14 protein-coding genes are annotated in these 21,901 nt (G+C 67.5%); 10 read left to right on the plus strand and 4 right to left on the minus strand.

Translation table 11 applies throughout. From position 1 onward, the window contains the following. Positions 1-66: 66 nt before the first annotated feature. Positions 67-9,693, plus strand: a complete 9,627-nt coding sequence (locus tag ABZ195_RS17195; RefSeq protein WP_355219740.1) for an Ig-like domain-containing protein — start codon at positions 67-69, stop codon at positions 9,691-9,693. Positions 9,694-9,697: 4 nt separating this feature from the next. Here the strand turns inward: ABZ195_RS17195 and ABZ195_RS17200 are convergent, their stop codons facing one another. Continuing rightward, positions 9,698-10,597, minus strand: a complete 900-nt coding sequence (locus tag ABZ195_RS17200; protein ID WP_355219742.1) for an alpha/beta hydrolase — start codon at positions 10,595-10,597, stop codon at positions 9,698-9,700. Positions 10,598-10,664: 67 nt separating this feature from the next. Between ABZ195_RS17200 and ABZ195_RS17205 the strand changes: the two genes are divergently transcribed. Further along, the gene (locus ABZ195_RS17205; RefSeq protein WP_355219743.1) at positions 10,665-11,840 is read left to right on the plus strand and encodes an enhanced intracellular survival protein Eis; all 1,176 of its coding nucleotides are present in this window, start codon (positions 10,665-10,667) and stop codon (positions 11,838-11,840) included. Positions 11,841-11,934: 94 nt separating this feature from the next. Here ABZ195_RS17205 and ABZ195_RS17210 read toward each other — a convergent pair whose 3' ends face one another. From ABZ195_RS17210 to ABZ195_RS17220, 3 genes are all read right to left on the minus strand, one after another. Continuing rightward, a complete protein-coding gene (locus tag ABZ195_RS17210; RefSeq protein WP_355219745.1) occupies positions 11,935-13,011 on the minus strand; it encodes an inositol-3-phosphate synthase in 1,077 nt (358 codons plus the stop codon). Positions 13,012-13,059: 48 nt separating this feature from the next. Further along, positions 13,060-13,623, minus strand: a complete 564-nt coding sequence (locus tag ABZ195_RS17215) for a PadR family transcriptional regulator (protein ID WP_355219747.1) — start codon at positions 13,621-13,623, stop codon at positions 13,060-13,062. 129 nt (positions 13,624-13,752) lie between these two features. Next, positions 13,753-14,619 carry a DUF1707 domain-containing protein gene (locus ABZ195_RS17220; RefSeq protein ID WP_355219749.1) on the minus strand — a complete coding sequence of 289 codons (867 nt, stop codon included), beginning with the start codon at positions 14,617-14,619 and terminating at the stop codon, positions 13,753-13,755. Between the two features lie 111 nt (positions 14,620-14,730). Here ABZ195_RS17220 and ABZ195_RS17225 point away from each other — a divergent pair, with 111 nt between their 5' ends. From ABZ195_RS17225 to rplI, 8 genes are all read left to right on the plus strand, one after another. Next, the gene (locus ABZ195_RS17225) at positions 14,731-15,153 is read left to right on the plus strand and encodes a DUF5318 family protein (protein WP_079922399.1); all 423 of its coding nucleotides are present in this window, start codon (positions 14,731-14,733) and stop codon (positions 15,151-15,153) included. Then, positions 15,146-17,599, plus strand: coding sequence for a transglycosylase domain-containing protein (locus ABZ195_RS17230; protein ID WP_355219752.1), 2,454 nt, complete (start codon positions 15,146-15,148; stop codon positions 17,597-17,599). Before ABZ195_RS17225 ends, ABZ195_RS17230 begins: the two co-directional genes overlap by 8 nt. Further along, on the plus strand, positions 17,596-19,239 hold the full coding sequence (locus tag ABZ195_RS17235; RefSeq protein ID WP_355219754.1) for a glycosyltransferase family 87 protein: 1,644 nt from the start codon (positions 17,596-17,598) through the stop codon (positions 19,237-19,239). Before ABZ195_RS17230 ends, ABZ195_RS17235 begins: the two co-directional genes overlap by 4 nt. Continuing rightward, positions 19,236-19,700: an SRPBCC family protein gene (locus tag ABZ195_RS17240; RefSeq protein WP_355219756.1), complete on the plus strand. Its 465-nt coding sequence runs from the start codon at positions 19,236-19,238 to the stop codon at positions 19,698-19,700. The genes ABZ195_RS17235 and ABZ195_RS17240 overlap by 4 nt, the downstream gene beginning before the upstream one ends. A gap of 136 nt (positions 19,701-19,836) precedes the next feature. After that, positions 19,837-20,127, plus strand: coding sequence for a 30S ribosomal protein S6 (gene rpsF / locus ABZ195_RS17245; protein WP_263995421.1), 291 nt, complete (start codon positions 19,837-19,839; stop codon positions 20,125-20,127). An 81-nt stretch (positions 20,128-20,208) separates the two neighbouring features. Continuing rightward, entirely contained in the window at positions 20,209-20,739 is a 531-nt protein-coding gene (locus ABZ195_RS17250) for a single-stranded DNA-binding protein (protein WP_355219758.1), read from the plus strand. A gap of 35 nt (positions 20,740-20,774) precedes the next feature. After that, positions 20,775-21,041, plus strand: coding sequence for a 30S ribosomal protein S18 (gene rpsR, locus ABZ195_RS17255; protein WP_149479674.1), 267 nt, complete (start codon positions 20,775-20,777; stop codon positions 21,039-21,041). Between the two features lie 18 nt (positions 21,042-21,059). Beyond that, positions 21,060-21,512 (plus strand): 50S ribosomal protein L9, encoded by a 453-nt coding sequence (gene rplI, locus ABZ195_RS17260; protein ID WP_355219760.1) that lies wholly within the window; start codon positions 21,060-21,062, stop codon positions 21,510-21,512. The last annotated feature ends 389 nt before the right edge of the window (positions 21,513-21,901 follow it).

Here is a 21,901-nt window from a genome sequence, read left to right on the forward strand (position 1 = left end):
ATAGACATCAGCGAACATCGTGTGCATACTTGCCTCGCGAAATCATGCGTGGTGTTGGGAGTAGGCGTGGGGCATAGCAGGTACGTCGGTCGGGTTGGGGCGCTTGCCGTGGCGCTGGGCGTCGGATGGGCTGCGACGGCGGGAGTCGGGATTGCCGTCGCCGACTCTCCGTCCGACGGCCCCTCCGGGGGCACCACCGCGGGAACGGGCAGCCCGGAGGGGGCAACTGGCGCGGGAGGGATCAGTGCAGGCACGACGGGTCCCGCCGACAACGGCTCGCCAACGGGCGCGACGACCACGACGACCACCAACGGCGGCACCGGAACCGCCCAGGACAGCACGTCGGTCACGACGACCGTTGGCGGCACGACGGTCAGCGGCACCACCATCACCGGAACTCTGAACCCGACCGCCACTCCGAGCGAGACCGCGTCTCCCACCAAGACTCCGACGGTCTCGCAGACCACCGCTACCCCGACCCCCGCCGCCGCTCCGAGCGCAACCCCCACCCAGACCCCTTCCTCCCCGACGACCGGCGTGACGTCGCCCGCGGCGGCCACACCACCTGCCACCACGGCGGATTCGCCATCGGGTGCTGCCGACGACCTCACGTCCGCGACGCGAACCAGCCCGACCACACCACGCACGGCAACGTCTGACGATCCGGCGCCCACCGTCGCGAACGCCAAAGTCTCGGCCAATGCCGCGGAATCGTCGACGGCCCCCTTCGCCCGCGCGGCGGCCGGCGGTGCGGCAGATCCGACCAGCACCGCCGCCACCGCCAACGCCTTGATCGCACCCTCGGCCATCAGCACCCAGCCCGCGGGTCCGATCGAGATGCTGCTGATCGTGCCGACACGCATCGTCGTGGGACTCGTGAGTCTGCTCGTCAGCCCCGTCGTAGGAACGCCGGTCAACCCGGTCACGCCGGGACCGGTATTCGAGTTGTTGGTGGCGTTCTACCGACGCATCGACAACTACCTGTTCAACGTCTCGCCCACGGCGCGGCCCACCGTGACCGGCCAGTCGGCCACCGGCGTGATCACCGGCAACCTCAACGCCACCGACGCCAACGGCGACCCGCTGACCTATCGGGTGTCCGCACAGCCCGCCAACGGCAAGGTCGAGGTCACCTCCACCGGCGAGTTCACCTACACCCCGAACCCCGACTTCGCCAAGGCCGGAGGCCCCGACGGCTTCACCGTCGTCGTCGACGACAGCGCGGGCTTCCACCTGTTCGGGTTCCTGACCCAGCGGGCCGTCTCGGTGCCAGTGTCGCTCACCGTCACACCGATCAACCAGGCGCCAGTCTTCACCCAGCAAGCGGCGATCAGCGGCCAGAACGGCGTCACCGGAACCATCACCGGTACGTCCAAGGCCACCGATCCCAACGGCGACACCGTCACCTACACGATCAAAGCGGGCGACACGACCGCCACCGTCACCGTGGACGCGACGGGCGGATTCACCTACACCCCAACGGATGCCGCGCGCCATGCGGCCGTGCTCAATCCGACGTCGGACACCGTCACCATCACGGCATCCGACGGCCGCGGGCTGTCGGCGACCTCCACGGTCTCCGTGCCCGTGCTGGGGCGCAACGCCGATCCGGTCACGGGCGGGCTCACCAACGTCGTCACCGATCCGGTGACGGGAAAGGTCACCGGCTCGCTGAACGTGTCCGATCCCGACAATACGGGCGGGGTCACGACCGACGTGCTCGTCTACACGCCGGCGTCGTTCACCACCAACCGCGGCACGTTCACCGTCGACGGCAACGGGTTCTTCACCTACCAGCCCTTCGATACCGCCCGGCACGACGCAGCGAAATTGGGCAGCACCGCCACCACGGACACGGCCACCTTCACCGTCACCGACGGTTACGGAGGCCGACTGGAAATCCCCGTCACCGTGGCGATCTCGCCTCGGAATGCCGCTCCGGCGGCGACGTCGGCGGCCACGGTCAACCTGCCCGGCTCGGACGGGTCGGTGACCGGCAACGTCAACATCGCCGACGCGGACTCCGATCCACTGACCTTCACCTCGACCACCCCGGCGCGTGGCAGCGTCGTCGTCAACGGCGACGGTTCGTTCACCTACCGCCCTACCGACGCCGCGCGCATCGCCGCCGCGGGGAGCGGACCCAAGACCGACACCTTCTCGGTGACCGCCGCCGACGGTTACGGAGGCGTCACCCCCACCCCGGTCTCGGTCACCGTCACCATCGCGCCACTGAACATCGCACCCGTCGCCGGCACCCCTGGCGATACCACCGTCGATTACGCCACGGGCGCAGTCACCGGCAAGGTCAACTTCACCGACGCCAACGGAAACCCACTGTCATACAGCGTTTCTCAACAACCGGTTCGCGGAACCGTCACCGTCGGCGTCGACGGCACGTTCACCTTCACCCCGACGGCGGCGCAGCGCCTGTTGGCCAACACGGCGGCCGGTCCGACGACCGCCACCTTCACGATCGCGGCGTCCGACGGATCGCTGAGCACACCGACGACCGTCACCGTGGCCATCGATCCCGCACGCGTCGCCGTGACCGACGTGGTCAAGACACCGACCACCATCGTCGACGTCGGCGCCGCGCCGACGTCGGTCTACACGATCGGCAACAACGGCCTCCTCACCAAGATCGACCCGGCCACGGGCCAGGTGGTCGGCACCACCCAGATCACCGGCACCACCAACACCGAATACCTTGCCGTCAGCGGCGACGGCCGCTATGTCTACGTCTCCGGTGGAGGCGGCAGGGTCGTGGCGGTGGACACCGAGTCCGGCACCCAGACTCCGTACACCGTGACGGGCACTCCCCGCGATTTGGTCGCCGTGACGCTGCCGTCCGGCCAGCAACGGTTGTACGTGACGAGCCGCGACACGGGGAGGGTCACGGTCATCGATCCATCCGGAACGGTGGCCAACGTCGTGGTCACGCTGCCCGCGGGGGCGATGCCCAACAACATCACCGCCAGCCGCGACGGGGCGACCATCTACGCCACGAACACCGGCACCAATTCGATCTCGATCATCGACACCGCCACCAACCAAATCCACACCTTAGCCATCGGTTCGAGCCCTCAGGGTCTAGCGACCAGCGCCGACGGCCGCTACGTTTACGTCGCCAACGGTGGGGCCAACCAGATCTCGGTGCTGGACACCACCACCGGCACGGTGTCGTCCATCGTGGTGGCAGCGCCCTCGCGCAGCGTCAGCGTCAGCCCCGACGGCACCCTGGCCTACGCCACGCTGAGCAACGGCACGGTGTCGGTCATCGACACCGCCACCAATACCGTGATCGGCACGCCCATCACCGTCGGCAGCACGCCGCAATACGTGGCGTTCACCCCGGACGGGCAGGCGTACCTGACGAGCTTCACGGGCGGCATCAACGTGCTGAAGGTGGTGTCGGTCAACGTCAACGTGGCGCCGATCGGTGTCCGCTCACCGTCGGTGAGCGTCAACGCGACCACCGGGATCGCGACCGGCAACCTCAACGTCACCGACGCCAACGGTGACGCCCTGACGTACACGCCGACCTCGGTGACCACCGCCAAGGGCACCTTCACCGTCGCCGCCAACGGCACCTACACCTACCGTCCCACTGACGACGCGCGGCACGCTGCGGCGGCCACCGGCGCACCGGCGGAGGCGTTGAGTGACTCGTTCACCGTCTCCGTCAGCGACGGGCGCGGTGGCACCCGCTCCGTCACCGTCACGGTGCCCATCTCGCCTCGGAATGCCGCCCCGGCGGCGACGTCGGCGCCCACGGTAAATCTGCCCGGCGCGGACGGGTCGGTCACCGGCAACGTCAACATCGCCGACGCGGACTCCGATCCACTGACCTTCACCTCGACCACCCCGGCGCGTGGCAGCGTCATCGTCAACGCCGACGGATCGTTCACCTACCGGCCCACCCAAGCCGCACGCATCGCCGCCGCGGGCAGCGGACCCAAGACCGACACCTTCTCGGTGACCGCCGCCGACGGCTACGGAGGCGTCACCCCCACCGCGGTGTCCATCACGGTGAGCATCGCCCCACTCAACGTGGCACCCGTCGCCGGCACCCCGAGTTCGCCGAGCACCGACTACGCCAGTGGAATCGTGACGGGGAAGGTCAACTTCACCGACGCCAACGGAAACGCTCTGACCTATCACGTCGCGCAGCAGCCCGTTGTCGGCACGGTGTCGGTCGCCGCCGACGGCACCTACACGTACACCCCGACGCTGACGCAGCGGCTCGCGGCGTTCAGCTCGGGTCCCAAGACCGCCACCTTCACCGTCGCAGCGTCGGACGGCAGCCTCGAAACTCCCACCTCGGTCACCGTGACCATCGACCCGGTCCGTTACGTGGTGATGGACTCTCTCGCCGTCGGGCGGGCGCCAATCGACACGGCGACTACGGTGTACGCCTCGGCGCGGGTCTGGGTGATTGGCAACTCCGGCATCCTGACCGCCATCGACCCGGCGACGGGCACGGTGGTCAAGACGATTCAGGTGACCGGTGCGACCAACACCGAGTACCTGACCACCTCCGCCTCCCCCACCCAGGACTACGTCTACGTCTCCGACGGTGCCGGAAGAGTCGTCGTGGTGAACACGGTTACGGGCGACCAGAAGTCGATCGCCGTGGGCGGAACCCCGCGCGATCTGGTCGCCGTCCGGTCGGGGAATCAGGACGTGCTGTACGTGGCCAGTCGGGACACCTCGAAGGTCACCGTGGTCGACCCCGTCGCCGCGACCACCCGCACCCTGGACCTGCCTGCAGGCAGCACCCCGAACAACATCGTCGCCAGCGCCGACGGCAAGTTCGTCGTCGTGTCGAACAACGGCACGAACTCCTTGACGTTCATCGACACCGCCACCGACGCTCAGACTTCGGTGGCCGTTGGCAGGTTCCCACAGGGTCTCGACGTCACGGGCGACGGCCGGTACGTCTACGTGACCAACCGCGACGACGACACCGTGTCGGTGGTCGACGTCGTCGGCAAGACCGTGTCGAAGACCATCGCCGTGGGTGACGGGCCGCGTGCGGTGAAGCTGAGCAACGACGGCACGCTGGCATTCGTCACCAATCAGTCTGCCGACACCGTCACGGTGATCGACACTGCCACGAATACCGTCGTGGGCCAGGTGGCCGTCGGCGACAGCCCACAATATTTCGCGATCCCGACCACCGGTGACGTCTATGTCACCAACGCCAACAGCGGTACCGTGTCGGTGCTGCGACCGGTCTCGGTCAACGTCAACTCGGCACCGGTCAACGTGCGGCCGCCGAGCAGCGGAATCCCTGATGGCTCAACGGGAGTCGTGTCGGGCAGTCTCAATGTCAGTGACCCCGATGCCAACACGCTGACCTACACGCCAAATTCGGGCACTACCACCAAGGGCACGTTCACCGTCACGGCGAACGGCGTGTACGGCTACACCCCGACCGAGGCCGCCAGGCGCGCCGCGGGTGCGGCGGGGGCGACCGCCGCCGACAAGCAGGACTCCTTCACCGTCACCGTGACCGACGGCCGGGGTGGTTCGACACAGGTGACCGTGCCCGTGACCGTTCTCGGTCTCGCGGTGAACACCCCACCCACGATTGCCGACCAATCGGTGATCGGACCCGAGGATCAGACCCGCGTGATCACGCTGACCGGTGTCGATCCCGATACGGGGACGACGCTGACCTACACCATCGTGACCCAACCGGCGCACGGCACGCTCGGCCCTCTGACGCGGGTCGACGCGGTTACCCAACGGCTCGTCTACACGCCGAACGCGGACTTCAACGGTTCGGATTCGTTCACCTACACCGCCAGTGACGGAAGTGACGCCAGCAACGTAGCCACCGTCTCGATCACGGTGACGCCGGTGAACGACGCGCCGGGGGCGGGCAACGCCGTGGTTCCAGACGTCGCCGAAAACACCCCGCGCACGATCACGTTGACGGGCACCGACGTCGACGCGGGCACCACGCTCACGTTCACCATCACCCAGCCGTCACACGGCACGCTGACCGGCGGCACCCGAGTCGACGCCACGTCCGTCAGCTACACGTACACCCCGAATGCGAACTACACCGGGCCGGATTCGTTCAGCTACCGGGCCTACGACGGTTCTGCGTTCAGCACGTCCGCCACGGTGTCCATCACGGTGAATCGTGTCGCGCAGCAGGCGCCGTTGGTGGCTGCTCTGCCCGGCAATGCCACGGCGCTGTCCCCGGTGGTGGTCGACCCCTCCACCGGGGTTGGCTACTTCATCGTCCGCAGCGCCGTCGGTATGCCGGTGCTCGCGAGCACCATCGGTTACAGCAGCACCAACTTTCTCAGCGGCACGCCGGTGGGCAGCGTGGTGACCGACGGTGCCGGTACCGCGTTCGTCGCCGTCAAGGTGGGCGATGCCACGTTGGTGTACCAGACCAAGCCCAACGGGCTGCTAAGCATCTCCAGGGTGGAGGGCGAACCCATCGGCGGCCTGCAGGTGGCCAACGGAAGTATCTATCTGGCCACCGCGACCGGTGCGGGCACCACGACCATCACCTCCATCGCGGCGAATCAAGATCCGGTCACCGTGCGCACGGTGGACATCGTCGGGGTGAACGTCCCCGGCTTCCGTCCGTCGAACTCCGTAGTCGTCTACGACCCGGTGGCCGACAAGGTCTATCAGTCCGTGACCGGGGGCGACGGCCGAGGTCACCTTCTGGTGTACGGCACGAGTGGGTACGTCGAGGGCGGAGTCGACGACGACCGCCCGGCGGTGGGTGGTGTCGTCTTCGACCCGATTACCCATGCCGTGTATCAAACATTCGGCGACGCCACCGGTGCGGTGGTGCGACGAGTCGACGGCGCTTCGCTCCTGACCACGAGCAGCCGGCCCGTCGGAGGCGCCGTGACGGGGCCCAACGGCATGATCGTGCAGACGGGGTCGGTCACCAACGGCGGAGTCGTCACCACGACGGTGGACGTCTCCACCCCGAGTGCGCTTCCACGCCAATTCACCATCGCCGGCACTCCCCTCGGCTCGGCGGTCGTCGATGCCGCGACGGGACGCGTGCACCAAGTCACGCTCAACGGCGACGGCACGTCGACCGTGACGACCGTTGGGATCGGACAGGTGACGTATCCGGGCACCGCCACGGGTCCGGTCGTCCTCGATCCGTCGGCGCCCGGCGCGTTCTACGTCACGACCCGGCTGACCGACGGCACGACGAGCGTGACCCGGCGTGCGCCTGACGGGACGACAACCACGGTCACGGCGGCCGGCGCGCCCTTCGGCACCGTGCTCGTCAACCCGGCCTCCGGCGCCGTCTACCAGAGCACCGAACGCGGCGTGTACCAGATCAAGGCACCCGTCTTGCTCATGAACCCGAACTCCGGCGCGATCGTGAATCCGTTGCAGGACAATGGGACCGGCGCGGCCACCGGTAAGGTGAATGCGATTGCCACGGGCGTGACCTACCAGCTCGGAACTCCACCCAAGAGCGGCACCGTGACCCTCGGTGCGGACGGATCCTTCACCTACACCCCCGACCCGGTGGCGCGGCTGGCGGCGAAGGGTACGGCGTCGACGGCTGACGACACCGACGTCTTCACCGTGCGGGTCTCCAATGGCACCACCACGCAGACCGTCGTCATCACGCCGTCGGTATCGCCGAGTTCGGTTGCGGCGGTGTACGTTGCGCCTCCTGGTGCAGTGGTGGTGGGCACTCCCGTCCTGGAATTGGTAGATCGCACCACTACCGTCGGCTACGCCGTGGTCCGCGACTCGGCAGGCACCTACTCGGTGAACGTCTTCTCTTCGGGCGGCGCCAGCCCGCGCAAGGTGGACCTGCCGGGCGAACCTGCCGCTGATCTCGACGTCGACGGCACCACCGCCGTGCTCGTGACGCGTACGGCCGACGGGAAGCTCGTGACGACGGTCATCCGACCGACGGGATCGACCCCGACGCCGATCGTGGGAACGACGGTCGACTCGCAGTTGATCGACGTCGCCACCGGGACCGTCGTCGTCTCCACCGACGCGGCGATCACCGTCATACCGCGGACGGGATCACCGACCACGATCGCGGTGGACGGGGTTTACGATCGCCCAACGCAATACGTCGACGGCGGTTACTTCACCACGGTCGAGAAATCCGGTTCGTACTCCGTCCTCGTGATCCGGCCCGACGCGACGTCCTACACGGCCGTCCTGCCGGGTGCGCTGGTGACGGTCGGGTCGGCTTCGGATGGCCGACTGGCCGCCATCTCGACGTCCGCTTCGGGCGCGTCCTTCTTGAACCTGGTTCGCACCGATGGCACAACCGTCACCGCCTCGGTGCCGGGTGTGATCGCCGACCACCGCGCCCAAGTCTTGGATTCCGACGGTGCCTACGTCGACTCGGTCGCGGTCGTGGGCAACGAGGTCGTGCAGTCTCGGGTGCGGGCTTCGGCGACGGGAGCGGTCTCCACGACCACCCTGCAGTCGAAGACGTTCACCGGAACGGCCGTCGGTTCGTTGCATCTGAACTCGACCGGATCGACGGCGTATTTCATGACCGTCGACCGTGGCGTGTATTCGATGGTGGCCGTCGTCAAACTCGACAATGACGCCAAGACGGCGACGAGGAGTTACGCGCTCACCGGAGCCCCGATGGATGCGAGGACCGGAAGGCCCCTCGAGTCGGTCTTCAACGATGAGTCGGGGACCATCTACCAACTCACCACTGCCGCCGACGTCGACACACCCGCCTATCGCATCACGATGGTCGACACGTTGGCCACGACGCCGGAGACCGGATCGAGGACCTGGGCGCTCACCGGCAAGCCGGTGGGCAGCCCCGTCGTTCAAACCTCAACGGGGATAGCCTATTTGGTGACGACGACCAGAGATGGCGCCTGGGTGAACGTCTTGAACGTTGCTCTTTCGACGCCGACCGCGGTCGCGGTGCCCTTGGGAACGCTGCCCGATGACCTCCTAGTCGACCAGGAGACCGGTGTGGCACGGTTCGTCACCAACTCTTCTGGGACCTACCAGTTCCGTACGATCAGCCCGAATGGGGCGTCGGCGGCGACGACGTTGAGCGGAGCGCCCAAGGGCCAGTTCACGGTCGACCCCGCGACCGGATACGTCTACGTGCCGGTGGCGAAGGGAAGTGTCGACGGCCTGGACGTCATCACCGGCGCACAGCCGGTGCAGACCCTTGCATTGCCGGGCAAGATGGTCAGCGGCGACCTCATCCTGGTGGGCAAGACAGCGGTGTACCTTCTGACCAAGGATGCCACCGGAGTGTTCAAGGTGACGACAGTCCAGTCGAATCTCACCACCAGCGTCACGACGCTGTCGGGATCCCTCGACACGTCGAATGACCCCATCCTGATACCCGGCAGCGACTCGCTACTGCTGGCGAGCAGTTCTGGTGGCCAGGGGCAACTGACGGTGGTCAACAGTGACGGCACGTCGAGGTCGCTGGCGTTGGCCGGCAGGCTAACGCAGGATGCGCTCAACTCCGATGACCAACGCGTGTTCGTAACCTCGGTGGACAACGGCATGACGACGGTGACGTCGGTGAGCGCCGATGGCATGTTCACGTCGGTGCAGATGGCGGGCGCCGCAACTCGTGCGGTCGACTTCGGTTTCGACGGCGTGTATCAGACCACTTCCGCCGGAACGTATCTCGTCGCACTGCCGACGAGGAGTGGTTCGACGGCGGTATGAGCCGTCAACCCGCCAGCACGCCGCGCAGGATCTCGACGAGCGCGGCGGGCTGGTCGCCCTGAACGGAGTGCCCGGAGTCGGCGACCACGATGGTCCGGCGGAAACCGGGTGCGGCCGCGGCGAACGCCTCGGCGTCATCGTCGTCGACGAAGTGGGAGTTGGCCCCCCGAATCAGGGTCGTGGGCATCGTGATCGACGGGACGTCGTCCCAGAGGCCCGCAAATCCCTCGCCCTTGCGGAAGGAGTCGTAGCGCCACGTCCACGTTCCGTCGTCGAGCTGCTTGCTGTTGTGGAACACCCCGCGCCGCAGCGACTTCCGGTCGCGGTGCGGTGCCAGGGCCACCGTGGCGTCGAGCATGGCGGCGAAGTTGGGGAACGTGCGGTCTCCGCGGACCAGCGCGACGGTGCCCATCTGCGCCTTGGTCATCTGCTCGTGGCGTTCCGGCGCCGAGGGGGTGACGTCGACCAGCACCAGTTCGGGCACCAGCGCGGGTTGGGTCGCGGCCAGGCGCAGCGCGGTCAACCCACCCAGGGACATGCCGACGATGAGGCGCGGTGCGGGCGCCCACTCGCGCAGTACCGGCGCCAGGGTCTCGGCGCTCAGCTTGGGTCCGTAGTCACCGTCGTCGCGCCACGCCGAGCGGCCGTGACCCGGCAGGTCGACGGCCAATGCGGGGACGCCGAGGCCGAGGATGACGGTGTCCCAGGTGTGGGCGTTCTGCCCGCCGCCGTGCAGGAAGACGACCTGCGGGTCGGCGTCCCCCCACTTCAGTGCGCTGACGGGGCCAGACTCCAGTCGCCGGACCGGTGGCAGGGGACCCGTCGCACCGATCTGCTCGGCGTTCTCGGGCAGCAGGGCGAACTCGTCGAGGCCCAGCAGGTCGTCATCGGAGATCTCCGCCATCGCTCGACCATACAAAGCGGGGCATATTCGAGTGCGCGCACGTCGCGGCTGTGCGACCGTCGACCCCGTGACGACGCTGCGCACCGCCGAGGACGCCGACTGGCAGGCGATGGGGACGTTGGCCGCAACGAGCTTCGGGTCGTTCCGGCCGCAGGATGCCACCGACATGTGGCGGACGCTGATTCCGCCGGGCGGCGCGATCGTCGTCGGCGACGGGGACGACGTCGTCGGGATGTCGTTCTATCTCGACCTTCGACTGACCGTTCCCGGTGGCACCGTGCTGCCGATGGCCGGTGTGTCCTGGGTGTGCGTGGCGCCGACGCACCGGCGCCGCGGTGTGCTGACCGAGATGCTCGGCGAACTGCACCGCCGCATGGCCGAGGCGCGCTATCCGATTGCCGGTCTCGAGGCGTCGGAGGGCGGCATCTACGGCCGCTTCGGCTACGGCCCGGCGACCGTCGTCGAAGGCGTCGCGGTCGACCGGCGCGAGGCCCGCGTGCGCGCCGAGGTACCCGATCCCGGCGGCGTACGGGTGGTGACGCCGGGTGCGCACCGCGAGCGGATCGAGCAGATCTACGACCGGTGGCGGCTGCGGACGCCCGGCGGCCTGCACACCCCGAAGCAATTGTGGGACGAAGTGTTCGGCGATCGCGAGCTGTCGCGCGGCGGCGGGAGTCCGTTCTTCGCGCTGCTGCACGACGACGGTTTCGTCTTCTATCGGGCGCACGGCGACGGGGAACGGAAGACGGCGGCGATCACCAAACTGGCTACGGTGACCGACGATGCCTACATCGCACTGTGGCGGACACTGCTGGGGCTCGACCTGATGCAGACCGTCACGCTCCAAGCGCCGCGGGGTGCGCTGCTGCCGTACCTGCTGAGCGACGCGCGAGTGGTCCGTACCACCGGCAGCGAGGACGGCCTGTGGCTGCGCATCCTCGACGTGCCGACGGTCCTGCAGGCCCGCCGCTATGCCGCAGACCTGTCGGTCGTCGTCGACGTGGCCGACGCGGGCCGGTTCTCGCTGGAGATCCGCGAGGGCAGGGCGCGGTGTGTGCCCAGTGTGGCAGAGCCCGACGTGTCGACCGATCTCTCGGTGCTGGGCAGCATCTACCTCGGCGCGCACCGCGCCTCGGCCTTCGCCGCCGCGAACCGCTTGCGCGCCACCGACTCTCGGGTCGTCACCGCGCTGGACGCCGCGTTCGCGTCCGACGTGCCCGCGCAGCTCGGCTACGGCTTCTAGACCCACCCGTCAACCACGTCGAGTGTGCTGTGGGATCGGCTCAACCGGAGTTTTCGCGATCTCACAGCACACTCGATGGGCAGGCTGCGGGGAACTAGCCCTCGATGAAGTTCTCGAGCTGGGCGCGCGCGATGTCGTCGGCGAGCTGCTTGGGCGGGCTCTTCATCAGGTAGGCCGAGGCAGCCTCGACCGGTCCGCCAATGCCGCGGTCCAGGGCGATCTTCGCCGCACGCACGGCGTCGATGATGACGCCCGCGGAGTTCGGCGAGTCCCAGACCTCGAGCTTGTACTCCAGGTTCAGCGGCACGTCGCCGAAGGCGCGACCCTCGAGGCGGACGTAGGCCCACTTGCGGTCATCCAGCCAGCCGACGTGATCCGACGGGCCGATGTGGACGTCCTTGGCGTTGAACTCCTTCTGGAGGTTCGACGTCACGGCCTGGGTCTTGGAGATCTTCTTCGACTCCAGGCGGGTGCGCTCGAGCATGTTGAGGAAGTCCATGTTGCCGCCGACGTTGAGCTGCATGGTGCGGTCGAGCTGCACGCCGCGATCCTCGAACAGCTTGGCCATCACGCGGTGGGTGATGGTGGCGCCGACCTGGCTCTTGATGTCGTCGCCGACGATGGGAACGCCTGCGGCGCGGAACTTCTCGGCCCACACGGGGTCCGACGCGATGAAGACGGGCAGGGCGTTGACGAACGCGACGCCGGCGTCGATGGCGCACTGGGCGTAGAACTTGTCGGCCTCTTCGGATCCGACGGGCAGGTAGGAGACCATCACGTCGACCTTGGCGTCCTTGAGCGCCTTGACGACGTCGACGGCCTCGGTGTCGGACACCTCGATGGTCTCGGAGTAGTACTTGCCGATGCCGTCGAGGGTCGGACCACGCTGGACCGTCACGTTGGTGGGCGGCACGTCGGCGATCTTGATGGTGTTGTTCTCGGAGGCGAAGATGGCCTCCGACAGGTCGAAGCCGACCTTCTTGGCGTCGACGTCGAACGCGGCGACGAACTGGACGTCGCGCACGTGGTACTTGCCGAGCTTGACGTGCATCAGGCCGGGGACGGTCGAGTTCTCGTCGGCGTCGAGGTAGTACTGCACCCCCTGCACCAGGGACGAGGCGCAGTTGCCGACGCCGACGATGGCGACCCGGATCTCATTCGAATCGGACATGGGGCGATCTCCTTCTGTGCTGACGAACCGTGATGCGGGTCGTGGGGGTCAGGGCTGCTGTTCTGGGGTGGTCTCGGGTCGACCCGGAGCGGCCACGCGTTCGGCCGCGATCAGGTCGTTGAGCCACTTGACTTCGCGCTCGCTGGATTCGAGCCCGAGTTGGTGGAGTTGGCGGGTGTAGCGGTCGAGCGAATTCGTGGCGCGCGCGATGGCTTCCCGCAGGCCTTCGCGGCGTTCCTCCACCTGACGACGGCGGCCTTCGAGGATCCGCATTCTGGCCTCGGCCGGAGTGCGATTGAAGAAGGCCAGATGAACACCGAAGCCGTCGTCGGTGTAGTTCTGCGGGCCGGTGTCGGCGACGAGTTCGGTGAAGCGCAGCTTGCCGGCGTCGGTGAGGACGTAGACCCGGCGGGCCCGGCGCACCTTGACCGCACCGACGGGGGCTGACTCCTCGACGATCAGGCCGTCGGCCTGCATGCGGCGCAGGGCGGGGTACAGCGAGCCGTAGGAGAACGCGCGGAACGCTCCAAGCAGACCCGTCAGCCGCTTGCGCAGCTCGTAGCCGTGCATCGGCGACTCGATGAGGAGTCCCAGGATGGCCAGTTCCAGCATCGAATCACCTCCCTTGCGTAGTCGCTACGACGGTTCGACACGTTGGCGAACTGTATCGCGCCGATATATACGGCGCTACGTGAAGCGAACATACACAACACTTTGGAAAGTGCGCCAGTCGGGCCGAACCTAGCCGCGGGCGTAGTCGACGCGCTTGATGGTGCCGTCGCCGGCGAAGGTGACCCCTCCGCTGCCGAATTCGCTGGACACGCTGGCGCGCAGCGTCAGCGCCCCCGGGGTCAGGACATCGCGACTGGGGTCCACGGTCAGGTAGGTGCTGTCGGCCTTGACGTCCTTCTGCTGCAACCCGACCATCTCCGGTGCCCCGCGCAGCAGGCCTACCGTCTTCTTGACGTCGAAGGCAGCCAGGTCCACCAGCACGTCGTCCTCGTCCTTGGCGGAGGTGGACGGATCGTCGAACCCGCCGCGGTAGGTGTAGCTGAGCTTGCGGCGGTCGTCGGTCGGGTCCGCCCGGTACAGCACGGCGTACTCGGGATAGATCACCAGGCCGTAGCCCATGGTGTCGCCAAAGCGCTGGCGCATCTGTTCCAGGAGCCCGTTCAGCCCGCCCAAGGACTGCAGCTGCCGAGGTGGGGTGATCACCGTGGCGGGAATGCCGTCGGACTTGGCGCCGGGGTCGGAGGTGAAGCTCAGCGGCGAGGTGGTGTTGCCGTAGAGCCCCCAGCCGATCCCGATGCCGAGCAGCACCAGTACCCCGGCCACCGCAAGCCGGATGCCCCAGCCGCCGCCACCGGCGGTGACCAGCGGCGACGGTGCCTTCAGGTCGGGCATTCGGACCGGTGCATCGTCGTTCTGCAGGTCGTCCACCAGGTTCTGCAGCTCGCCGAGGGTGGCCGCCTTGGTGGCGGCCGCGACGCGGGTGCGGTGCTCCTCCATCGACAGCTGACCGTCGCTCAGCGCGCTGTCGAGTACCTGGCAGGTGTTGTTGCGATCGCTGTCCTTGGCCCGTGTAGCAGCTGTCTGCCGAGTCGCCATGGACGGATCGTAGGAGTTCACGCGTCATAGGCGCAGACCAGATCGCGAATGCGTGCCGTGGGTGACGGAGTCGAGGCTGCGCCACGAGGGGGCCGACGTACTCTGGTCTCCGTGCGATTGCAGCGACAGGTGGTGGACTACGCGCTCAAGCGACGGTCCCTGCTGGCCGAGGTGTACTCGGGCCGCACTGGCGTCTCCGAGGTGTGTGACGCCAATCCGTATCTGCTGCGCGCCGCGAAGTTCCACGGCAAGTCCAGTCAGGTGATGTGTCCGATCTGTCGCAAGGAACAGCTCACGCTCGTGTCGTGGGTGTTCGGCGATCATCTCGGGGCCGTGTCCGGATCCGCCCGCTCCACCGAGGAGTTGGTGATGCTGGCAGCCAAGTTCGACGAATTCGCGGTGCACGTGGTGGAGGTATGCAGAACTTGCAGTTGGAATCATTTGGTCAAGTCGTACGTGCTGGGCGCGCCCCGTCCGCCGAAGGCGCGCGGCACTCGAACGGCGCGCTCGGGCGCGCGCACGGCCAGTGAATAGCGGAGGACGACCAGAGCGCTCGGCCGACGACGTCCCCAAGGGACCCTCGGCCGAGGGCGGAGTCGTCCCTCCCCGGCACTCTGCGCCGTCCCCGTCGGATGGCGCGACGCGGGCGCTGCCCCGTCACGGCGGGCCGCCGCGCCCCGACGACCGCCAGACGATGATCATCCCGCCGGTCCGCGACGCCCGGCCTCCTCAGTACCGCGACCCGATCGACGTCGTCAAGGCTGCCCTGGACGGCACCCCGCCGCCGAAGCCCCCGCCACCCGGTCCCCCCGGCGGTGGCAAGCCGCCCGGCGGCGGCCCGGGTGGGCGTCAGTTCAACGTCAACTGGAAGTGGGTGCGGCGCGGGTCGCTGGCCGCACTTGCGGTCTGCATCATCCTGCCGATCATCACCTTCGCGATGGCCTACATGATCGTCGACATCCCCAAGCCCGGAGACATCCGGACCAACCAGGTGTCGACGATCCTCGCCAGCGACGGCAGCGAACTCGCCAAGATCGTGCCGCCGGAGGGCAACCGGGTCGACGTCGACATCAACCAGATCCCGGTGCAGGTGCGCAACGCGGTGATGGCGGCCGAGGACCGTGACTTCTACAGCAATCCCGGCTTCTCGTTCACCGGCTTCCTGCGCGCGTTCAAGAACAACATCTTCGGCGGCGACCTGCAGGGCGGGTCCACGATCACCCAGCAGTACGTCAAGAATGCGCTGGTCGGCGACGCCCGCTCCGGAATCGGCGGCGTAGTCCGCAAGGCCAAGGAGCTCGTCATCTCGACCAAGATGTCGGGTGAGTGGTCCAAGGATCAGGTGCTCGAGAGCTACCTCAACATGATCTACTTCGGCCGCGGCGCCTACGGCATCGGCGCGGCATCGCAGGCATACTTCGCCAAGCCCGTCGAGCAGCTGAACGTGGCGGAGGGTGCTCTGCTGGCGGCGTTGATCCAACAACCGTCGGGCCTGGACCCGGCCGTCGACCCGGAGGGTTCGGCGGAGCGGTGGAACTGGGTGCTCGACGGCATGGTCACAGTCGGAGCGCTGTCCCCTCAGGAGCGCGCCGCGCAGGTGTTCCCGCCGACCGTCTCACCCGAGCAGGCGGGCGCACAGAACCAGACCACCGGTCCGAACGGCCTGATCGAACGTCAGGTCACCAAGGAACTGATGGATCTGTTCAACATCGACGAGCAGACGCTGAATACCGAGGGGCTACAGGTCACCACGACGATCGACCCGAAGGCGCAGAAGGCGGCCGAGGACGCGGTCGCCGAGTACATGGACGGTCAAGACCCGGACATGCGGACCGCCGTGGTCTCGGTCGACCCGCGCACCGGCGGCGTGAAGGCCTACTACGGCGGTTCGGACGCCAACGGCTTCGACTTCGCCCAGGCCGGGTTGCCGACGGGGTCCTCCTTCAAGGTGTTCGCGCTCGTCGCGGCGCTGCAGCAGGGCATCGGCCTGGGCTACCAGGTGGACAGTTCGCCCGTCGAGGTCAACGGCATCAAGATCAGCAACGTCGAGGGTGAGGGTTGCGGCACCTGCAACATCGCCCAGGCGCTCAAGATGTCACTCAACACCAGCTACTACCGCCTGATGCTCAAGCTGAAGAACGGCCCGCAGGACGTAGCCGACGCCGCGCACGCCGCCGGTGTCGCCGAGAGCTTCCCCGGGGTCGAGCACACGCTGTCCGAGGACGGCAAGGGTGGGCCGCCCAACAACGGCGTCGTCCTGGGTCAATACCAGTCCCGGGTGATCGACATGGCCTCGGCGTACGCCACCCTCGCGGCGTCGGGCGTCTACCACCGACCGCACTTCATCCAGAAGGTCGTGCGCTCCGACGGACAGGTGCTGTTCGACGCCGCCGCACAGGACGATCCGGGCGAGCAGAAGATCGACAAGGCCGTCGCCGACAACGTCACCTCGGCCATGCAGCCGATCGCCGGCTACTCCCGGGGCCACAACCTCGCCGGTGGTCGCCCGTCGGCCGCCAAGACCGGCACCAACCAACTGGGTGACACCGACGCCAACCGCGACGCCTGGATGGTCGGGTACACGCCGTCGCTGTCGACCGCGGTGTGGGTCGGCACCACCGAGGGCACCAAACCGCTGGTGAACAAGTCCGGCGGCTCGGTCTACGGGTCGGGTCTGCCGTCCGACATCTGGAAGTCCACGATGGACGGCGCCCTGCAGGGCACCGACGACGAGTCGTTCCCGAAGCCAACGGAGATCGGCGGCTACGCGGGCGTGCCCGCCGCACCGCCGCCGCCACCACCCGCCCCGCCGCCGCCGTCGGAGACCGTGATCCAGCCGACCATCGAGTTGGGCCCGGGCATCACCATCCCGTTCGGACCGCCGACGACGATCCAGCTCCCGCCGCCGGGCGCTCCGCCGCCACCCGGTGATCCCGCGGCCGCCACCCCGACGGTCACCGCGCCGCCGCCTCCGCCGTGACCGAGCGGGACCGGTCGATCTCGCCGGCTCCGCTCGCGTCGGTCGAATCGCCAGCTCCGCTGGCCGCCGACCTGCGCAGCGACGACGACCGAGACCTCCCCAGCCGCACCGACACCCTCGGTGCGGCGCTGGCGGGCACCGTCGGCGGCCCGGTCGGCAGGCACGCGCTGATCGGCCGGGCGCGCTTCCTGACCCCGCTGCGCGTCATGCTGATCATTGCGTTGCTAATCCTGGCGTTCGGCTACTCGACCAAGGCGGCGTGCCTGCAGTCGACCAAGACCGGCACCGCCGACCAACGCGTCGCCATCTGGGAGAACCAGCGCGCCTACTACGAGCTCTGCTACTCCGACACCGTGCCGCTCTACACCGCGGAGTTGTTGAGCCAGGGCAAGTTTCCGTACAAGTCGTCGTGGACGGAGAAGGATGCCAGCGGCGCGCCGCAGACGCAGTACGACGGCTCGCCCGCGGTGCGCTACATGGAGTATCCGGTTCTGACGGGTTTATACCAGTACGTGTCGATGGCGCTGGCGAAGACGTACACGGCGCTGACGAAGCTGGTGTCGATTCCGGTGGTCGCCGAGGTGGTGATGTTCTTCAACATCTCGGCGCTTGGGTTGGCGTTGGCGTGGATGGCGACGGTGTGGGCGACGACGCGCCTTGCGGGGCGCCGGATGTGGGACGCGGCCTTGGTCGCGGGGTCACCGCTGGTGATCTTCCAGATCTTCACCAACTTCGACGCGTTGGCGACGGCGTGCGCGGCCGGCGCGATGCTGGCGTGGTCGCGTCGTCGCCCGGCTGCAGCGGGTGCGTTGATCGGAATCGGCGTGGCGCTGAAGCTCTATCCGCTACTGCTGCTCGTCCCGTTGGTGATCCTCGGAGTGCGCACCGGTCGAATGCGCGAGGTGGGCAAGACCGCCGGCGTCGCCGTCGTGACGTGGCTCGTCGTCAATCTGCCCATCATGGTGCTGTTCCCGCGTGGGTGGTCGGAGTTCTTCCGGCTCAACACTCGTCGTGGTGACGACATGGACTCCATCTACAACGTCGTGAAGTCGTTCACGGGCTGGCGCGGATTCGACTCCAACCTCGGCTTCTGGGAACCGCCCTCGGTCACCAACGCGGTGACGGCGGTCTTGTTCGCCGCCTGCCTGATCGGTATCGGCTACCTCGGGCTGACGGCCGAGCGCCGCCCGCGGATGGCGCAGCTGGCGTTCCTCGTCGTCGCGGCCTTCCTGCTGACCAACAAGGTGTGGAGCCCGCAGTATTCGTTGTGGCTGGTGCCGCTGGCGGTGCTCGCCCTTCCGCATCGCCGAATCCTGTTGGCATGGATGACGATCGACGCCCTGGTGTGGGTGCCGCGGATGCTGTACCTGTTTGGCGAGGCCAAGATGGGTCTGCCGCAGGAGTGGTTCACCACCACTGTCCTGTTGCGCGACATCGCCGTCATGGCGTTGTGCGCCTTGGTCATTCGCGAGATTCGTCGTCCCGGACTCGACGTCGTCCGCCGCGGCGGAGTCGACGATCCGTCGGGTGGGGTGTTCGAACACGCGCCGGACGCACCACCCGCATGGTTGCCCTCGCGGCTGCGGCCGAGGCAGCCCGTGTCCCTCGAAGAACCCGAGAAGGAGTTGACGCCGGCATGAGCGATCTGCAATTCAACGATTCGGTGGTGGTGCACGCCGACGCCGACACCCTGTACTCGTTGGTGTCGGACGTGACGCGGATCGGCGAGTGGAGCCCGCAGTGCCGGGTGTGCTGGTGGGACGAGGGTGACGGTCCGACCGTGGGCTCGTACTTCACCGGTCGAAACGACGACGGCAAGCGCACGTGGGAGACGCGCAGCCGCGTGATCGTCGCCGACCCGGGCCGTGAATTCGCCTGGGTGGTCAACGAGGGCTGGGTGCGGTGGGGCTTCACGATGGAGCCAGCCGAGAACGGCACGCGCCTCACCGAGTCCTGGTCCTTCCAGCCCGAGGGCATCAAGGGCTTCGAGGGCAGGTTCGGCGACGACGCGCCGGAACAGATCGTCATCCGCACGAAGGCGGCCAAGGCGGGCATCCCGGTGACTCTGGCGGCGATCAAGCGGACCGCCGAGGGCGGCTGAGCCCAGCCCCACGCGAAGCGCGATTTCGCAGCTCAGGCCGTCCTGCTGTAACCTCGACGAGTTGCCGACGCAGGCGACCCTCCTGTCACGGAACACGCCGTGACCGCACACGACCATAGGAGGTGATGGGTTCCACATGCGTCCATACGAAATCATGGTCATCCTCGACCCCACGCTCGACGAGCGGACCGTAGCCCCGTCCTTGGAGACGTTCCTCAACGTCATCCGCAAGGACGGCGGATCGGTCGAGAAGATCGACATCTGGGGCCGTCGCCGGCTGGCGTACGAGATCCTCAAGCACCCCGAGGGCATCTACGCCGTCATCGACGTCAAGGCCGAACCGGCCACGGTGTCCGAGCTGGATCGCCAGCTCAGCCTCAACGAGTCCGTTCTGCGGACCAAGGTGATGCGGACCGACAAGCACTAGGCCACAAAGCCCGTGCACGTCGGAGCGCATCCGTAGGCTGCGCTCCAAAGCGAACCATCACCGAATCTCAGGAGGACTCTCGTGGCTGCTGGTGACACCAACCTCACCATCGTCGGAAACCTGACCGCCGATCCCGAGCTGCGGTTCACGCCGTCCGGGGCCGCCGTCGCCAACTTCACGGTGGCGTCCACGCCTCGGATGATGGACCGTCAGACCAACGAATGGAAAGACGGCGACCCGCTGTTCATGCGGTGCAGCATCTGGCGCGAGGCTGCCGAGAACGTGGCCGAGAGCCTCACCCGCGGTTCGCGGGTGATCGTGACCGGCCGCCTCAAGCAGCGGTCCTACGAGACGCGCGAGGGTGAGAAGCGCACCGTCGTCGAGCTCGAGGTAGACGAGATCGGTCCTTCCCTGAGATACGCGACGGCCAAGGTCAACAAGGCCAGCCGCAGCGGTGGTGGCGGAGGCGGCTTCGGTGGCGGTGGTGGCGGATCACGCCCCTCCGGCGGAGGGTCCGGCGGTGGCGCCAACGACGGTCCGAGAGACGACCCGTGGGGCAGTGCTCCCGCGTCCGGATCGTTCAACGGCGCCGACGAAGAACCTCCCTTCTGATCAACTGATTTCCAAGTACTGAGAAAGAGATAGACATGGCGAAGTCCTCCTCCACGAAGAGGCGCCCGGCTCCCGAAAAGCCGGTCAAGGCCCGGAAGTGCTCGTTCTGCTCGAAGAAGGGCAAGAACCAGGTCATCGACTACAAGGACACCGCGTTGCTGCGGACCTACATCAGCGAGCGCGGCAAGATTCGTGCGCGCCGGGTCACCGGTAACTGCGTGCAGCACCAGCGCGACATTGCGATCGCCGTCAAGAATGCCCGCGAGGTAGCCCTGCTGCCGTTCAGTGCGACGTCGCGCTAGGCCGGGAAGAGAGCTGACATGAAACTGATTCTGACCGCTGAGGTCGACCACCTGGGCTCGGCCGGCGACGCCGTCGAGGTCAAGGACGGCTACGGCCGCAATTATCTGCTGCCCCGCGGCATGGCGATCGTCGCCTCGCGTGGCGCCGAGCGCCAGGCCGAGGAGATTCGCCGGGCGCGTGAAACCAAGGTCGTCCGCGACCTGGACCACGCCAAGGAGCTCAAGACCGCACTCGAAGAGCTCGGCCCGGTGTCGCTGCCCGTGCGCACCGCTGGTGCGGGCAAGCTGTTTGGCTCCGTCACCACCGGTGACATCGTCGGCGCCATCAAGAAGGCCGGCGGCCCGAACCTGGACCGGCGCACCGTCAACCTGCCGAAGGCTCACATCAAGGCCACCGGAACCTACGCCGTCGCGGTGCGTCTGCACCCGGAGGTCAGCGTTGGCGTTTCGGTGAACGTAGTCGCCGAGTAGCCGCAACAGCACGAAACGCCCGGGTGAAGACTTGATCGATCTTCACCCGGGCGTTGCTGTGCGCGCTGGCGAACATTTCGGGCCCCGGGCAAGGCCGTGAAGCTAACCGGCCGTTAACCTTCTGGGCCCGAACGCGCAACACAACACGCCCGGGACGGCAACCACGGGCGACACGCCGGGGCAATTCGCATCCACAACGTCTCACCCCCTCGCCGGGCCCGTGAACTGCGCCGATCTTGGAAGATCCGTCGGTTATGCACAGGTTGTCCCCAAGGGCTCAACATGGTCGACCTCGTCTATGCACACGGCGTACACAGGTTCATCCACAGCAGCCGTTTGCGTCGATTCCAGCAACCTCCTTAAGTTGATCCGTCGGTGTCGGGGCTTAT

Origin of the sequence: Mycobacterium sp. NPDC006124 (assembly GCF_040614235.1) — a bacterium.
Classification (GTDB): Bacteria; Actinomycetota; Actinomycetes; order Mycobacteriales; family Mycobacteriaceae; genus Mycobacterium.